The following is a 15,598-nucleotide window of genomic DNA, read 5'->3' on the forward strand; positions in this document are numbered from 1 at the left end:
GGAATGCCTCTTGTGACGCTCTGCGTCACGCCTGTGAAGGGACGCGGAGCGTCCCGGGCTGCATTCCCACGCAGAGCGCGGGAACGATCAGTCAACTCAGCTTGAACCCACCCATCTGCCGCGCCAAATCATCCGCCAACCGCTGCAACGTCTGACAATCCTCACGACAAGCCCTCACCTCTCCTGCCGTTGCTCTGGCCAGATCAGAAATCCCCTGCACGTTACGGTTGATCTCCTCGGTCACCGCCGACTGCTCTTCCGTCGCCGTCGCGACCTGGTGATTCATGTCGCTGATGCGCTCGACCTGGCCGGTAATCGCCGTCAACGAGGCGCCGGTGCGCTGACTCGACTCAACGCCGGTGCCCGTTGCCGCCTGCCCGCTATGCATCGACGACACGGCGTTCTGCGCACCCTGCTTCAGGCTGCCGATCATTTGCTGAATCTCATCAGTGGACGACTGCGTGCGCCGCGCCAAAGTCCGTACTTCATCGGCAACCACCGCAAATCCGCGCCCCATATCCCCGGCTCGCGCCGCTTCGATGGCGGCATTCAATGCCAGCAGGTTGGTCTGCTCGGAAATCCCGCGAATCACTGCCAGCACCTGATCGATCGACGCCACCTGATCCGCCAACTCGCCCACGGCGCTGGCGGCGACGCCAATTTCATCGGACATGCTTTCAATATGGCGAATCGAACCGCCAACCACTTCCCGCGCCTGCATGGCTTCATCTCGAGCACTTTGCGAAGCGACTGCCGCGTTTCCGGCGTTTTGCGCAATTTCCTGCACCGTCAGGCCCATTTCGTGGACAGCGGTAGCGACCATGTCGGTCATCTCCTGCTGACGCCCGGAACGCTCGGCGGTGTTGTCCACCACTTTCGCCACTTGCCCGACCGCCACGCGCAAACGCTCACTGGTGGTCAGCACTTCACCGATCATGTCCCGCTGGCTGTCGAGGAACCGATTGAAACCGCGAGCCAGGTCTCCCAGCTCATCGGCACGACTGGAATCTAACCGGTGAGTCAAATCTCCACCGCCGCTACCGATGGCTACCAAGGCAGCTGTTACCTGACGAATCGGGCGTACCAATCCACGGGCCAGCAGCACCACCAGCAACAGGCACACCAACGCCACCGCCAGGCCGATGCCGCTGCTCATCCACATCGCACGACGGGCTTCGGCGTAGATTTGCGACTGTGGCACTTCGGCCACAAGGGTCCAGGCGAGATCCCGCAGCGGCAGGCTCAGTGCTAGATAGTCCTCACCGTCGCGAGTAAAGCTGCTGTTTGTGGCAGTTTTTTGACCAATGATGGACTGTGCCGCCAGCGCGCCAATCTGTTCGGCCAAAGAACGCTTGCCACTGAATTGCGCCTCGGGATGCACCTGGATCAAACCGTCGGAACGCACGAGATAGACCTTGCCGCGCTCACCAAAGCTGAAGTTGTGAATCAGCTCCGACAACTCCTTCACGCTCAGCCCAAGCCCGGCAACACCCACGACCTTGCCGGCCTGCTCGACCTTGATGTCGATAAAAAGCGCCAATTCTCCGGTGGCGCTGTCATTGTCGATGTTGAGGGTGCGTGGCTGATTGCTATCTAGAAACGAATAGAACCACGCATCACTGGGCTTGGAGCGACTGAGGGTGCGATCCAGGCCTTTTTCAGAGATGTAGTGATTGGAAGCGCCACCGATGATCAGTGCCGTAAAGGCCTTGTGTTCGGCGCGGATGCCTTCCAGATACTGCGCAAAGGCAGCGGTTTTGGCGCTGTCTTCACCGGCGGCCAGCCAGTCGCGCACCATGCTGTTGCTGGCGATGTCCTTGGCGGCGGTGAGCGGTTGAACGAGGATGCGCTCGATGTCGTTGCGCATCGCCTCGATGCTCGACGGCAGCGCTTGCTCGACCAGATAACTCTGGGCAAGGCGGTTGACCACGAGGGTATAAATGCCAACCACGATCAGGATACTGACGAGCAGGGCTGTGCCCATACTCAGGATCAACTGCCATTGAATACTGCGTCGCCAGAACTGCATGGAGCACCCCCAAAGAATAAGAGGCTGAAACACTGCAACAGCCGTGCCGATTGTATACAACTAAACCGACAATCTATTCTTTGGTTGTGCGCAAAGCCGATCAGGCCTGATTGATCGTCTTGGAGATCACTTCAACCGTGGCGCTGACTTGCTCTTGGTAACGGTCGAGTTCGAGCTTGTGCTGCTTTTGCATTTCGATCTGCTGCGAGCACAGGTTCATTGCGGCCAGCACCAGCAGTCGGTCACCGATCAATGTCGGGTACTTTCTTTTGGTGTCCGCCAGGGCAGCCTTCAACATTAACGCCGCGTCCAGCAGGGTCTGCTCTTCTCCGGCCGGAGCCTTGATCGAGTAGTCCTCCCCCAGGATCGAGACGACTTTTACCCCCGGGCCATAACTCATGCGCTGACAGGGCCAGCGCTGACACGCTCAACCAGCGCCTGGATGCGAGCTGTAGTGGCGCCCTGCTTCTCTTCCTGTTCCATCAGGCTCAGTTGCAGGCTTTCGTTTTCTTCCTTGGCCTGGGCCAGTTCGGCGCTCAGGGTCTGATTGGTGCCAAGCAGGGTCTGGTTCTGTTGCACCAGGTCGCTGACCAGCTGTTCCAATTGGCTTAGGGATGCTTCCAACATTTTGATTTTCCAGGCATTTTCAAAGGGCGCGTACGATAAAGAAAAGTCACCGTGGATGCCAGGGTTATACGGGCGCAAGGCCTTGATTTTCCTGACGAGTGACCTTTCTCGCGAACTGTAGAGACTGTGATTGGCCAATCTGGTTCCTGCACTTCGTCGCCACGGCTTTGCTGCGACAAAACCGCGCGCGCACTCAAGACTTTAGTCGTACGACCGATAGCCATGCATACGTCAGCCTCGGCACCGCTCAGGTGCGCTCTTTTCGGTACACACCATGTCCCTTCGAAATATGAATATCGCGCCGCGAGCGTTCCTCGGTTTTGCCCTGATTGGCGGCTTGATGATGGTGCTGGGAGTGTTCGCCCTGAACCAGATGAGCAAGATTCGCGGCGCCGCCGAGAACATCACCAGCAGCAGCGTTCCGAGTATCAAGAGCCTGGACGATTTCACCCAACTGACCCTGCGCCTGCGCGTGCTGTCCTATCGTTTGCTGGTGAACCGCGAACCCGACGTCCAGCAAAAAACCATGGAGCTGCTGGAGTTGCGCAATCAGCAGATTCGCGCCGCCCAGGCCAGCTACGAAAAACTGATCAACAGCCCGCAGGAACGTGTGACTTACGACCAATACGTGCAATTACTCGGGCAATACCGCCAGATCGAAGACCGGATGAAGACCCTGTCGCGCAATAATCAGGTCGACGAACTGCGCAGCTTGCTCAACACCGATTTGCTGAACAACTCCGAGGCGGTCAACGCCGTGCTGAGCAAGCTGCTGGAGATCAACACCCAGCAGACCCTTGATACCAATCAGCAAGCTGCCGATCAATACGACTCGGCCTTCAACCTGGTGATCATCCTGCTCGTCATTGCCACCGGCCTGACCATGTTGTTCGCCTGGCTGCTGACCAACAGCATCACCCGACCCATCGCCAATGCCTTGAACGCCGCCGAACAAATCGCCGAAGGCAACCTGACGCGCCCGATCACTGTCGACGGTGAGGACGAGGCGGGTCGCTTGCTGCTGGCGATGTCGACAATGCAGGACAAACTGCGCGACACCCTGCAACGGATTTCCGGCTCGGCCACTCAATTGGCGTCTGCCGCTGAAGAACTCAACAGCGTCACCGATGAAAGCGCTCGTGGCCTGACCCAGCAAAACAACGAAATCGAGCAGGCCGCCACGGCGGTCAACGAAATGACCAGCGCCGTTGAAGAAGTCGCGCGCAATGCGGTCAGCACTTCCGAAGCATCGAAAAACGCCACCACCTCTGCAGGTGACGGTCGTGATCTGGTGCAGGAAACCGTCAGTGCCATCGAACGCATGAGCACCGATGTACAGAGCACCGCGACTTTGATTGGCGACCTGGCGAATGAGTCCCGTGACATCGGCAAGGTGTTGGATGTGATTCGCGGCCTGGCCGATCAGACCAATCTGCTGGCCCTCAACGCTGCCATCGAAGCAGCCCGTGCCGGTGAAGCCGGTCGTGGTTTCGCCGTGGTAGCCGATGAAGTGCGCGCCCTGGCGCACCGCACCCAGCAGTCAACCAGCGAAATCGAGCGCATGATCGGCAGCATCCAGAGCGGCACGGAACACGCGGTGGATTCGATGCGCAACAGCACCGAACGTGCCGAGTCGACCCTGAACATCGCGCGTGGCGCGGGGATGTCGCTGGACACCATCAACAGCGCCATTGTCGAAATCAACGAACGCAACCTGGTGATCGCCAGCGCCGCCGAAGAACAGGCGCAGGTGGCTCGCGAAGTGGACCGAAACCTGGTGAACATCCGCGACTTGTCCGTGCAATCGGCTACAGGTGCCAACCAGACCAGCGCGGCGAGCAACGAGCTGTCGCGCCTGGCGGTGGACCTGAACACCATGGTTGGGCGGTTTAGCCTGTGACTGAGTGATGCCGAAAAGATCGCAGCCTGCGGCAGCTCCTACAGGGAAACGCCTATCTTTGTGTAGGAGCTGCCGCAGGCTGCGATCTTTTGATCTGCAAAAAGCTTTTTGACAGCATCACATTTCAACAGGTTAGAATCGCTGGCACGCAGACTGCATGGTCAGTTTGTGCCCGCCTTTACGTTTCTGGAGTACTGCCTTTGAATGCGACGACCATCAACAGCCTGTTCTTGATCGGCGCGTTGCTGGTAGGTGCAAGCATTCTGGTGAGCTCACTTTCGTCCCGCCTCGGCATCCCGATTCTGGTGATCATCCTGGCCGTGGGCATGACCGCTGGCGTCGACGGTGGCGGCATTATTTTCGATAACTACCCCACGGCTTATCTGGTCGGCAACCTTGCGTTGGCGGTGATCCTGCTCGACGGCGGTTTGCGCACGAGGGTGTCAAGTTTCCGCGTGGCGTTATGGCCTGCGTTGTCACTGGCCACGGTTGGCGTGTTGATTACTACCGGGCTGACAGGCATGGCCGCTGCCTGGTTGTTCGATCTGAACCTGATTCAGGGCCTGTTGATCGGCGCTATCGTTGGTTCTACCGACGCCGCCGCGGTGTTCTCATTGCTCGGTGGCAAAGGCCTGAACGAGCGAGTGACCGCCAGCCTGGAGATCGAATCCGGCAGTAACGACCCGATGGCAGTGTTCCTGACTGTCACCCTGATCGACATGCTCGCCAGCGGCCAGACCGGCCTGCACTGGAGCCTGCTGACCCACCTGCTGCGCGAATTCGGTATCGGTGGCGTCATTGGTCTGGGCGGTGGCTGGCTCATGCTGCAACTGGTCAACCGCATCAACTTGGCCACCGGTCTGTATCCGATTCTGGTCATCGCCGGCGGCCTTGTGGTGTTTGCCCTGACCAACGCCCTGCACGGCAGTGGCTTCCTGGCGGTGTACCTGTGCGGCTTGGTGATCGGCAACCGCCCGGTACGCAGCCGCCACGGCATCCTGCACATGCTCGATGGCATGGCCTGGCTGGCGCAGATCGGCATGTTTTTGGTGCTGGGATTGCTGGTAACGCCCCACGACCTGCTGCCGATTGCTCTACCGGCCCTGGCACTGGCGCTGTGGATGATTCTGTTTGCCCGGCCGCTGTCGGTGCTGGTCGGCCTGCTGCCGTTCAAAGCGTTCCATGGACGTGAAAAGGCCTTCATTTCCTGGGTTGGCTTGCGCGGCGCGGTGCCGATCATTCTGGCGGTGTTCCCGCTGATGGCCGGCCTGCCCAACGCCCAGCTCTATTTCAACCTCGCTTTCTTCATCGTGCTGGTGTCGCTGCTGGTTCAGGGCACGAGCCTGCCGTGGGTTGCCAAGCTGCTGAAAGTGACGGTGCCACCGGAGCCCGCACCGATCTCCCGCTCTGCCCTGGAAGTGCATGTCACCAGTGAGTGGGAACTGTTCGTGTACCGCCTCGGTGCGGAAAAATGGTGCATCGGCTCACCCCTTCGTGAGCTGAAAATGCCTGAAGGCACCCGTATCGCTGCCCTGTTTCGTGGCCAACAATTGCTCCATCCGTCGGGTAGTACGGTGCTGGAAGTCGATGATTTGCTGTGTGTAATTGGCCATGAACACAACCTGGCGGCCCTCGGAAAATTGTTCAGCCAGGCGCCGCAACGGGGCCTCGATTTGCGCTTCTTCGGCGACTTCGTTCTTGAAGGAGACGCCCAGCTGGCCGCGGTTGCTGCCCTGTACGGGTTGAAGGTGGAAGGCATCGATCCGGACATGTCCCTGGGTCGCTTCATTGCCCAGAAAGTCGGGGGCGCCCCGGTGGTTGGCGACCAGGTGGAATGGAACAACACCATCTGGACCGTCGCGGTCATGGACGGGAACAAGATCGGCAAAGTGGGCGTCAGATTCCCCGAAGGAAGTCGCCCGGGTCCTGGACTCTTCCTCTAAACTCCTTACTTCGTTTCGCTTTTTGATCGGTCTTTATGTCAAGCCTGCGCACTTTTTTTGTCATGGCCCTGCTGGGCCTGAGCCTCTCCGTCGGCACGCTGCAAGCCGCCGAACCGCCCACCCGCGAATCCGTGCAGACGAGTCTGGACAAGATCGCCGACCGCAAACTGCCGGAAGCTGATTCGAAGGCCTTGCAGTCCGTCCTGCAAGGTACGCTGACTCAGCTCACCAACAAGCGTGATTACGAGCAGAAACTCGGCGATCTCAAACAGCAACTGGCCACCGCCCCAAAGCAAACGATCGAGAACCAGCGTGAGCTGACGCGCCTCAAGGCCGCCGCCGCAGCACCAGTGGCGCAACGTTTCGCCAAGGAGTCGATTCAGCAGCTGGAGCAAATGCTCACCGAGCGTTCGACCCAGCAAAGCGATCTGCAAAAAGCCCTGGCTGATGCCAACAGTCTGATCATTACCGCCCAGACCCGCCCGGAACGTGCCCAGGCCGAAATCGCCACCAGCCAGACGCGCATCCAGCAGATCAACAACATCCTCAAGCTCGGCAAGGACGCAGGCAAAACCCTGAGCGCCGAGCAGCGCGACCAGCTCAATGCCGAACTCGCCGCGTTGAACGCCCTGATCCCGCTGCGTCGCCAGGAACTGGCCGGCAATACCCAATTGCAGGACCTGGGCAAAAGCCTGCATGACTTGCTCTCGGAAAGATCAGACCGGCTGGATCAGGAAATCCAGGAACTGCAAAACCTGATCAACCAGAAGCGCCTGGCACAATCCCAGGAAACGGTTACCCAACAGTCGATCGAAGCGCAAAAGGCCGGGGGCAGCAGCCTGCTGGCGACCGAAAGTACCGCCAACCTCAAACTCTCGGACTATTTGCTCAAGAGCACTGACCGGCTTAACGAAGTCACCCAGAAAAACCTGCAGACCAAGCAGCAACTCGATAGCGTGACCCAGAGCGACTCGGCCCTGGACGAGCAGATCAACGTGCTCAAAGGCAGCCTGCTGCTCTCCAAGATTCTTTATAAGCAGAAACAGGCCCTGCCGCGCCTTCGGGTCGACCGCGACCTGGCTGACCAGATTGCTGACATCCGCCTCTATCAGTTCGAAGTCAGCCAGCAACGGGAACTGCTCAGCAACCCGACCACCTACGTCGACAACCTGCTGTCGACCCAACCCCCTGAGCAAGTCACTCCTCAATTGCGCAAGACCCTGCTGGAGTTGGCCACCACCCGCGCCGACCTGCTGGAGCGCCTGAACCGCGAACTAAGCGCGGTGCTCAATGAGTCCATCACCCTGCAACTGAACCAGAAGCAGCTGCTCAGCACCGCGCAAAGCCTGCGGGCCACGCTCGATGAGCAGATGTTCTGGATTCCCAGCAACAAACCGCTGGACCTGGAGTGGATTTACAGTGTCCCGGATCGCCTGCAACGGCAGATCGACACCCTGCCATTGGCCTCAAGCCTGAGCGAACTGACCGACGGCCTGACCCAGCGACCGCTGCTGTTCCTGCCGCTGGCGCTGCTGATCGGCGCCCTGTTGTGGCGCCGTAAGCAGCTGTATGCCCGCCTGAACAAGGTTCACCAGGACATCGGCCACTTCAAGCGTGACAGCCAGTGGCACACGCCGCAGGCCATTCTCATCAATATCCTGCTGGCGATGCCGGTCTCTCTGGGTCTCGCCTTGTGCGGCCTGGCCCTGCAAATCGACGCCCGTGGGCAAAACGCCAACATGGGCGCGGCGTTGCTGCAAATGGCCCAGGCGTGGCTGGTGTTCTACACCGCCTACCGCATCCTGGCGCCGGGCGGCGTGGCTGAGCTGCATTTCCGCTGGGAAAAACCCCAGGTCGAATTCCTGCGTGGCTGGGTCCGTCGACTTGGGATGGTGGTGATGGCGTTGGTGGCCGTGGTGGCGGTTGCCGAACTGCAGCCGGCGGCGCTGGCCGATGACGTGATCGGCATGCCGGTGGTACTCACCTGCTATGCCTTGATGACCTTGTTGCTCAGCCGTTTGCTGATCAGCAGCCCCACCCACGAAAACGCATCGTTGTTTCGCAAGGCCGTTGGCATCATGTTCACTGCCCTGCCCATCGCGCTGTTTGTGGCCGTGTGCTTCGGCTACTACTACACCGCACTGAAACTCAGCGACCGACTGATCAACACCCTGTACTTGCTGATGTTCTGGTTGGTGATCGAAGCCACCTTCGTCCGTGGCCTGAGCGTTGCAGCCCGTCGCCTGGCCTACCAGCGCGCCCTGGCCAAACGCCAGGCTGCCAAAGAGGCCGGGGATGGCGAAGGCGTGATCGAAGAGCCGACCCTGGACATTGAAAAGGTCAACGAGCAGTCCCTGCGCCTGATCCGCCTGGCGCTGCTCGGTGGCTTCATGGCCTTGCTGTACTGGGCCTGGGCGGACCTGATCACGGTGTTCTCGTACCTGGACAACGTCACCCTCTACGAATACACCAGCGGTACCGGCGCCAACATGAGCATGGTGCCGATCAGCATCGGCGACATGCTGGGCGCACTGATCATCATCGGCATCACCTTCGCCCTTGCACGCAACTTGCCGGGGCTCTTGGAAGTGTTCGTGCTGTCCAAGCTCAACCTTGCCCAGGGCAGCGCCTACGCCACCACCACACTGCTGTCGTATGTGATTGCTGGCGTCGGCTTTGTTTCGACCCTGTCGACCCTCGGCGTGAGTTGGGACAAGTTGCAATGGCTGGTGGCGGCGCTGTCGGTCGGTCTCGGTTTCGGCATGCAGGAGATCTTCGCCAACTTCATTTCCGGCATCATGATCCTGTTTGAGCGCCCGGTTCGGATCGGCGACACCATCACCATCGGCAACCTGTCGGGCACGGTGAGCAAGATCCGCATCCGGGCCACGACGATCACCGACTTCGACCGCAAGGACATCATCGTCCCGAACAAGACGTTCATTACCGGGCAATTGATCAACTGGTCCCTGACCGACACCATCACCCGGGTCACGCTCAAACTTGGCGTTGATTACGGCTCGGACCTCGATCTGGTGAAAGAACTGCTGCTCAAGGCCGCCAGGGAAAACCCACGGGTCCTCAAGGAGCCCGAGCCGCATGTGTACTTTCTGAACTTCGGCGAAAGTACCCTGGACCACGAGTTGCGCATGCATGTGCGCGACCTCGGCGACCGCAACCCGGTGATTGATGAGGTCAACCGCTTTATCAACCGCGAGTTCAAGAAGCAGCACATCAACATCTCGTTCCGGCAGATGGAGGTCTATCTCAAGAACCTGCATGGCCAGGAGTACAAGCTGGTGCCGATCGAGCCGGAAGCGAAAACCATCGTGCCGCTCAACGATGACAAGCAACCGCCACTGGCACCGCCCGCCGCCAAACTCGACTAACCGGCCATTCCCCAGCAGAATGCTCGGACATTCTGCTGGAGCCGGCCCTTGAAAGCCCTCGACGAACTGACCTTCGATAATCGCTTCGACCGCCTGGGCGATACCTTTTCCGCCCACGTGCTACCCGAGCCCATCGACAACCCGCGCCTGGTGGTAGCCAGTCCTGCCGCCATGGCGTTGCTGGACCTCGACGCTGCCGTTGCCGAAACCCCGGAGTTCGCCGAACTGTTCAGCGGCCACAAGCTATGGGCCGACGCGGTACCCCGGGCTATGGTCTATTCCGGGCATCAATTCGGTTCCTACAATCCGCAGCTGGGCGATGGCCGCGGCCTGTTGCTGGGCGAGGTGTACAACGAGGCCGGCGAGCATTGGGACCTGCACCTCAAGGGCGCCGGTCAGACTCCGTTTTCACGCATGGGCGATGGCCGCGCCGTGCTGCGCTCCTCGATCCGCGAGTTCCTCGCCTCCGAAGCCCTGCATGCGCTGAATATCCCGACCACCCGGGCGTTGTGCGTGATCGGCTCCGACACCCCGGTTTGGCGTGAAAAACAGGAACGCGCCGCCATGGTTCTGCGTCTGGCGCCAAGCCATGTGCGCTTCGGGCACTTCGAATATTTCTATTACACCAAGCGCCCCGAGAAGCAGAAAGAGCTCGGCGATTTCGTACTCGCCATGCATTTCCCGCAATGCCTTGAACAACCGGAACCGTACCTGGCGATGTTCCGTGAGGTCGTCGAGCGCAATGCCGAACTCATCGCCAAGTGGCAAGCCTATGGTTTTTGTCACGGGGTCATGAATACCGACAACATGTCGATTCTGGGCATTACTTTCGATTTCGGCCCGTTCGCCTTTCTCGACGACTTCGACGCCAACTTCATCTGTAATCACTCTGACGATCAGGGCCGCTACTCGTTCAGCAACCAGGTGCCGATCGGTCAGTGGAACCTCAGCGCACTGGCACAGGCCCTGACACCGTTCATCAGTGTCGAAGCCCTGCGTGAAACCCTCGGCCTGTACCTGCCACTGTTCCAGGCCCACTACCTGGACCTGATGCGCCGCCGCCTCGGCTTGACCACCGCCGAGGACGACGATCAGAGGCTACTGGAGCAGCTGCTGCAACTGATGCAGAACAGCGGTGTCGATTACAGCCTGTTCTTCCGGCGACTGGGTGAAGAGTCACCACAATCCGCCATCGCTCGGTTGCGCGATGACTTCGTCGATATCAAGGGCTTTGACGCCTGGGGCGAGCTCTACATCGCCCGGGTTGCCCGCGAAGGCGAGCTGGATCAGGAGCAGCGCCGCGCCCGGATGCATGCAGTCAATCCCCTGTACATCCTTCGTAACTATCTGGCGCAGAAGGCCATCGAGGCAGCGCAAGGTGGTGACTACTCAGAGGTTCGACGTCTGCACGCGGTGTTGAGCAATCCGTTCGAAGAACAACCGGGGATGGAAAGCTATGCCGAACGTCCGCCGGAGTGGGGCAAGCATCTGGAGATCAGTTGTTCTTCGTAAGGTTGCCTAGATAAAGGTCTCCAATGACGTACCGAAGCGTTCGGCCAGCCAGCGGATCTGCCGCAGGTTGAGCTGGCGCTTACCACTCAGAATCTCCGAAACGACTGATTGAGTACCTACACCGGGCAGATCACTTTGAGTCAGCCCGTGTTCACGCATCAGGTAGCCAAGAGCATCGACACCACTGGACTCAGGCATTGGGCGATGTTTGTGATCCCACTCCTCGATCCAGTCGCCAATGATGTCTACAAGGCTCATCAGAGGATGCGACTCGTCATCGCCGGTTATCTCCAGCAGCTCATCGAGCGCTAGCGCCAACCTGTCGTAGTCATCTTCGTCTTTGGGTTTGCGTAGCAATGGCGCGACAAACTCCCAGTGCTCAGCAGCCTGTTTGATCAATACACTCACTGTCTTCCCTCCTTCCATTTTCCTCGATCGTATTCGCGATGATCCAGAGCAGTCGCCGAATGTGGCCATTTCTCCTTTGATTCCCAAATTCGCTTTTCGCTGAACACACGCATGCAATTTCCTTATCGCATTTTGCTATGGAGGAGTTAAACACAGAACACGAATATCGCAAACAGCGATATTTATCCGTCGACTAAAGGTGCATCAGTGCTCTCCAGCCTAGATACGCTGTGATCTGTCGAACGATTGAAAATATGTGCAAACGCCTCCAAATAGCATCGACACGGCTTTTTATCAGGACCTTGCTCATGACCGACCCTCTCCTCATCCCCTGCCCTCACTGCAATGGCCTCAACCGCATCCCCGCCGAGCGCCTGGGCGATCATCCCAAATGCGGCCGCTGCAAAGCCGAAGTTTTGCTGAACAAACCTTTCGAACTGAAACAAGGCGACTACGCCAGTCAGATCAAAGGCGATCTGCCGTTGCTGGTGGATGTGTGGGCGGATTGGTGTGGGCCGTGCAAGTCATTCGCGCCCGTATTCGAGCAGGCGGCGGGGCAATTGGCGGGCAAGTGCCGGCTGGCCAAGCTGGATAGCGAGGCCAATCAGCAGTTGTCAGCACAATTGGGCATTCGCTCGATTCCGAGCCTGATCCTGTTCAAGAACGGCCGGGAAGTGGCGCGCCAGAGCGGAGCGTTTCCGTTGCCTCAGTTGATGAGTTGGCTGCGCAGCCAAGGGATTTGATACCGCATTGAAAAGATCGCAGCCTGTGTGAGATCTCACAGGCTTCGATGGTGCTCACAGATGCTGCAACCGACACCAAACCCTGTGGGAGCGGGCTTGCCCGCGAAGAGGCCGGCACAGCCAATATCAATGTCGCCGGTCAGTACGCCTTCGCGGGCAAGCCACGCTCCTACAGGGGCTGCGATTCTCAGGCGTTTTCGAGCAAGTTATGCAGCTCGACAAACTGCTGCGTCAGCTTGTGACGGGGATCGAGGTGAATCAGCGGCGTGTTGGCCTGATGGGATTCGCGCATGCGCACCGAGCTACCCAGGTATACCGGCAACACCGGCAAACCTTCGGCGATCAATTCGTCGAGCATTTGCTGAGGCAGGCTGGCACGGGCCTGGAATTGGTTCACCACAATCCCTTCAACCGCCAGGCCTTCGTTGTGGTCTTCTTTCAACTCTTCAATTTCCGCCAGCAGGCCATAGAGCGCCTGGCGCGAGAAACTGTCGCAATCGAATGGAATCAGTACGCGATCAGCGGCAATCAACGCCGAAACCGCATAGAAATTCAACGCAGGAGGCGTATCCAGGTAAATGCGGTCGTAATCTTCGTCGAGCTCTTCAAGCAACTTTCGCAGCTTGTTGATCTTGTGCTTGGCCTCAAGTTTGGGCTGCAGGTCCGCCAGTTCAGCCGTGGCGGTGATGACATGGAGGTTATCGAACGGGGTTTCGTAGATGTCGACCTGGTTTTTCTTGGAAAAAGGTCCGGACGACAGGGTCTGCTTGAAGAAATCGGCAATTCCCATCGGGATGTCGTTACCGGTGAGCCCCGTCAGGTATTGAGTGGAGTTGGCTTGGGCATCGAGATCCACCAACAAAGTGCGATAGCCCTCGCTGGCGCTAACCGCCGCCAAATTGCAGGCAATACTGGACTTGCCTACCCCACCTTTCTGATTGAACACCACGCGCCGCATGTCAAAACCTCCGTGTATCAAAGAATGACCGAGTGTAGTGGTCCATGGCGCTGCTTAGCTAGCTGCGTAGGCAAGGGACTACGCAGTCAGTCGCCATCTCCCGCCAAAACCGAGGCCGGAGCCGACAGAAGGAGCGGTGAAAATGTGAATAATTGCCAATCGTTCAGTTTTCGCGAGCCAGCCGGTACGTCTCACTGAGCAAAATGTAACCAGCATTTGCTACACGTCCGTCGCACCGGGATAATGCGCACCACTCGGCGCCAAGCGCCACGTAGGGTGTGGCCGTGCATATGCGTCACTCACCGCGTCAGGAAAGCCCGCAGGGGCGGGATGAATGTCTGTGATCAATTTCAACATCGCCCAGTGGCGCGCGTGGGCCCCAGGGCTCGAAAGCGTGGACGATTGGCAAGCCTGGAGCCGACAACCGGTCGTGCTGCCCGGCAGCGATGCCGCCCCGGACGTCTCGTTCCTGCCTGCCATGCAGCGCCGACGGCTCAGCCGACTGGCGCGAATGGCATTCAGTGTTGGCTGGCCCTTGGCCGAAGGTCGCCAGGACTTGCCGTTGGTCTTTATTTCCCGCCACGGTGAAACCCCGCGCACCTTCGACATTCTCAGTGATTTGGCTGTGGATCAACCGCTCTCCCCTACCCAGTTCAGCTTGTCGGTGCACAACGCGATCATCGGTTTGTGGTCGATCATGCGCGGTGAAACCAGTGAGATGACTGCCCTCGCCGCGGCGGGAGACGGCCTGGAACACGGCATGCTGGAGGCAGCGGCGTTGCTGGATGAAGGCGCTACGGCAGTATTGTTGGTGGTGACGGAAGAGCAACCGCCCGAGGCGTACTCGAGGTGGATCGATGATGTGCCGTTCCCCTATGCCGTCGGCCTGCTGATCACGCCCGGCAATGACTGGCAGCTGACCTTGAACAGCCCCTCGGATGCGTTGTCCAAGTCTCGCTGGCCCCATGCGTTGAATCTGTTGCGTACGCTGTCGGGTCAGCAAACTACCTGCCAACATGCCTGGAAAAATCGTGTATGGACCTGGCAACGCAATCCATGACCGAGACAAACCGCGACGCCTATTACTGGCGTCTGCTGGCCACTGCCGCAAGCTTCACCCTGTTCGGGGTGGGCGGGCTGTGCCTGCGCCTGGTGGTTTTCCCGCTGTTAGGCTGCCTGCCGGGCGATGCCCAGACCCATCGGCTGCGCGCACGGCAAATGGTCAGCCGCTGTTTCTGGTTTTTCGTGCAGTTCATGGCCCGGGTCAGCGTCCTGACCTATGACATTCAAGGCGCCGAGAAACTCGGGCGACCTGGACAGATGATCGTCGCCAATCACCCGTCACTGATCGACGTGGTGTTCCTGATCGGGCTCGTGCGCCATGCCAACTGCGTGGTCAAGCAAAGCCTCTGGGAAAACCCCTTCACTCGCGGCCCGCTGCGGCGCACCGAATACATCAGCAACGACGGCAGCATGGACATGCTCGATGCCGCCGCCGATGCACTGAAAGACGGCCAAACCCTGATCATCTTTCCCGAAGGCACCCGCACCCCACCCGGTCAGGCGCCGGCCTTTCATCGGGGGGCAGCGGCAATTGCCCTGCGAGGTGCGAAAATCCTCACCCCCGTGGTGATCAAGGTCAATCCGACCACATTGACCAAGGCGGAGCGCTGGTATCGGATCCCCAAGCGCCGCGTGCACTTCAGTTTCCGCGTCGGGACCGATATAGACCCGCAGGCCTTCGCCGCGCTGGGCCCAGCCCCTCAAGCCTCGCGCAAGCTCAACGATTATTTGCATTCTTACTTTATTAAGGAGCTCGCCGAAGATGAGCGATCTGATCCGTGACATAAAAGACCTGATCATCGAAGCCCTGGGCCTTGAAGACATCAGCGCCGACGACATCGGCGATCAACAGACGCTGTTCGGCGAAGGCCTGGGCCTGGACTCGGTAGATGCCCTGGAACTGGGCCTGGCGATCCAGAAAAAGTACGGCATCAAAATCGATGCCGACGCCAAGGACACCCGTAACCACTTCAGCAACGTGGCGAGCCTTGCGGCATTCGTCACCGCAAAACAGGCAGCTTGAGAC

At 59.2% G+C, this 15,598-nt stretch carries 12 protein-coding genes and 3 pseudogenes; 9 read left to right on the forward strand and 6 right to left on the reverse strand.

The window, feature by feature from the left end; translation table 11 throughout:
• Positions 1-91: 91 nt before the first annotated feature.
• From ACRESJ_RS31655 to ACRESJ_RS31670, 4 genes and pseudogenes are all read right to left on the reverse strand, one after another.
• On the reverse strand, positions 92-937 hold the full coding sequence (locus tag ACRESJ_RS31655; protein ID WP_431761445.1) for a methyl-accepting chemotaxis protein: 846 nt from the start codon (positions 935-937) through the stop codon (positions 92-94).
• An 18-nt stretch (positions 938-955) separates the two neighbouring features.
• Positions 956-2,029, reverse strand: a pseudogene (locus tag ACRESJ_RS31660) (HAMP domain-containing protein); the annotation flags it as partial.
• Positions 2,030-2,129: 100 nt separating this feature from the next.
• Positions 2,130-2,429, reverse strand: a complete 300-nt coding sequence (locus tag ACRESJ_RS31665) for a cell division protein ZapA (RefSeq protein ID WP_150703466.1) — start codon at positions 2,427-2,429, stop codon at positions 2,130-2,132.
• Positions 2,426-2,656 carry a hypothetical protein gene (locus ACRESJ_RS31670; protein WP_431761419.1) on the reverse strand — a complete coding sequence of 77 codons (231 nt, stop codon included), beginning with the start codon at positions 2,654-2,656 and terminating at the stop codon, positions 2,426-2,428. Before ACRESJ_RS31670 ends, ACRESJ_RS31665 begins: the two co-directional genes overlap by 4 nt.
• Before the next feature lie 340 nt (positions 2,657-2,996).
• Between ACRESJ_RS31670 and ACRESJ_RS31675 the strand changes: the two are divergent.
• The 5 genes and pseudogenes from ACRESJ_RS31675 to selO form a co-directional block, all read left to right on the forward strand.
• Positions 2,997-3,653: pseudogene (locus ACRESJ_RS31675) on the forward strand (MCP four helix bundle domain-containing protein); the annotation flags it as partial.
• Positions 3,654-3,956: 303 nt separating this feature from the next.
• Positions 3,957-4,556: pseudogene (locus ACRESJ_RS31680) on the forward strand (methyl-accepting chemotaxis protein); the annotation flags it as partial.
• A gap of 200 nt (positions 4,557-4,756) precedes the next feature.
• Positions 4,757-6,499 (forward strand): potassium/proton antiporter, encoded by a 1,743-nt coding sequence (locus ACRESJ_RS31685; RefSeq protein ID WP_431761420.1) that lies wholly within the window; start codon positions 4,757-4,759, stop codon positions 6,497-6,499.
• A 35-nt stretch (positions 6,500-6,534) separates the two neighbouring features.
• Positions 6,535-9,888 carry a mechanosensitive channel MscK gene (gene mscK / locus ACRESJ_RS31690; RefSeq protein WP_431761421.1) on the forward strand — a complete coding sequence of 1,118 codons (3,354 nt, stop codon included), beginning with the start codon at positions 6,535-6,537 and terminating at the stop codon, positions 9,886-9,888.
• Between the two features lie 48 nt (positions 9,889-9,936).
• A complete protein-coding gene (selO, locus tag ACRESJ_RS31695; RefSeq protein ID WP_431761422.1) occupies positions 9,937-11,400 on the forward strand; it encodes a protein adenylyltransferase SelO in 1,464 nt (487 codons plus the stop codon).
• 6 nt (positions 11,401-11,406) lie between these two features.
• Here the strand turns inward: selO and ACRESJ_RS31700 are convergent, their stop codons facing one another.
• Positions 11,407-11,808, reverse strand: a complete 402-nt coding sequence (locus ACRESJ_RS31700) for a helix-turn-helix domain-containing protein (protein ID WP_431761423.1) — start codon at positions 11,806-11,808, stop codon at positions 11,407-11,409.
• Positions 11,809-12,116: 308 nt separating this feature from the next.
• Here ACRESJ_RS31700 and trxC point away from each other — a divergent pair, with 308 nt between their 5' ends.
• Positions 12,117-12,551 (forward strand): thioredoxin TrxC, encoded by a 435-nt coding sequence (gene trxC / locus ACRESJ_RS31705; protein ID WP_034148665.1) that lies wholly within the window; start codon positions 12,117-12,119, stop codon positions 12,549-12,551.
• A gap of 187 nt (positions 12,552-12,738) precedes the next feature.
• On the opposite strand, the gene ACRESJ_RS31710 is transcribed toward trxC, so the two are convergent.
• The gene (locus ACRESJ_RS31710) at positions 12,739-13,509 is read right to left on the reverse strand and encodes a ParA family protein (RefSeq protein WP_431761424.1); all 771 of its coding nucleotides are present in this window, start codon (positions 13,507-13,509) and stop codon (positions 12,739-12,741) included.
• Positions 13,510-13,843: 334 nt separating this feature from the next.
• Here ACRESJ_RS31710 and ACRESJ_RS31715 point away from each other — a divergent pair, with 334 nt between their 5' ends.
• The 3 genes from ACRESJ_RS31715 to ACRESJ_RS31725 are packed head-to-tail and all read left to right on the forward strand — an operon-like array spanning position 13,844 to position 15,595.
• Positions 13,844-14,569 carry a beta-ketoacyl synthase chain length factor gene (locus ACRESJ_RS31715; protein ID WP_431761425.1) on the forward strand — a complete coding sequence of 242 codons (726 nt, stop codon included), beginning with the start codon at positions 13,844-13,846 and terminating at the stop codon, positions 14,567-14,569.
• Positions 14,545-15,354 carry a lysophospholipid acyltransferase family protein gene (locus tag ACRESJ_RS31720; protein ID WP_431761426.1) on the forward strand — a complete coding sequence of 270 codons (810 nt, stop codon included), beginning with the start codon at positions 14,545-14,547 and terminating at the stop codon, positions 15,352-15,354. Before ACRESJ_RS31715 ends, ACRESJ_RS31720 begins: the two co-directional genes overlap by 25 nt.
• Positions 15,335-15,595, forward strand: coding sequence for a phosphopantetheine-binding protein (locus ACRESJ_RS31725; protein ID WP_431761427.1), 261 nt, complete (start codon positions 15,335-15,337; stop codon positions 15,593-15,595). The genes ACRESJ_RS31720 and ACRESJ_RS31725 overlap by 20 nt, the downstream gene beginning before the upstream one ends.
• Positions 15,596-15,598 lie beyond the last annotated feature (3 nt).

Source organism: Pseudomonas sp., assembly GCF_050739655.1.
Lineage (GTDB): Bacteria > Pseudomonadota > Gammaproteobacteria > Pseudomonadales > Pseudomonadaceae > Aquipseudomonas.

Bases quoted from the DNA above. Each gene is read 5' to 3' on its own strand.
- ACRESJ_RS31725 (WP_431761427.1), top strand. From the start codon at position 15,335: ATGAGCGATCTGATCCGTGACATAAAAGACCTGATCATCGAAGCCCTG.
- ACRESJ_RS31720 (WP_431761426.1), top strand. From the start codon at position 14,545: ATGGACCTGGCAACGCAATCCATGACCGAGACAAACCGCGACGCCTAT.
- ACRESJ_RS31715 (WP_431761425.1), top strand. From the start codon at position 13,844: ATGTCTGTGATCAATTTCAACATCGCCCAGTGGCGCGCGTGGGCCCCA.
- trxC (WP_034148665.1), top strand. From the start codon at position 12,117: ATGACCGACCCTCTCCTCATCCCCTGCCCTCACTGCAATGGCCTCAAC.
- ACRESJ_RS31670 (WP_431761419.1), bottom strand. From the start codon at position 2,656: ATGTTGGAAGCATCCCTAAGCCAATTGGAACAGCTGGTCAGCGACCTG.
- ACRESJ_RS31710 (WP_431761424.1), bottom strand. From the start codon at position 13,509: ATGCGGCGCGTGGTGTTCAATCAGAAAGGTGGGGTAGGCAAGTCCAGT.
- ACRESJ_RS31655 (WP_431761445.1), bottom strand. From the start codon at position 937: ATGATCGGTGAAGTGCTGACCACCAGTGAGCGTTTGCGCGTGGCGGTC.
- ACRESJ_RS31665 (WP_150703466.1), bottom strand. From the start codon at position 2,429: ATGAGTTATGGCCCGGGGGTAAAAGTCGTCTCGATCCTGGGGGAGGAC.
- mscK (WP_431761421.1), top strand. From the start codon at position 6,535: ATGTCAAGCCTGCGCACTTTTTTTGTCATGGCCCTGCTGGGCCTGAGC.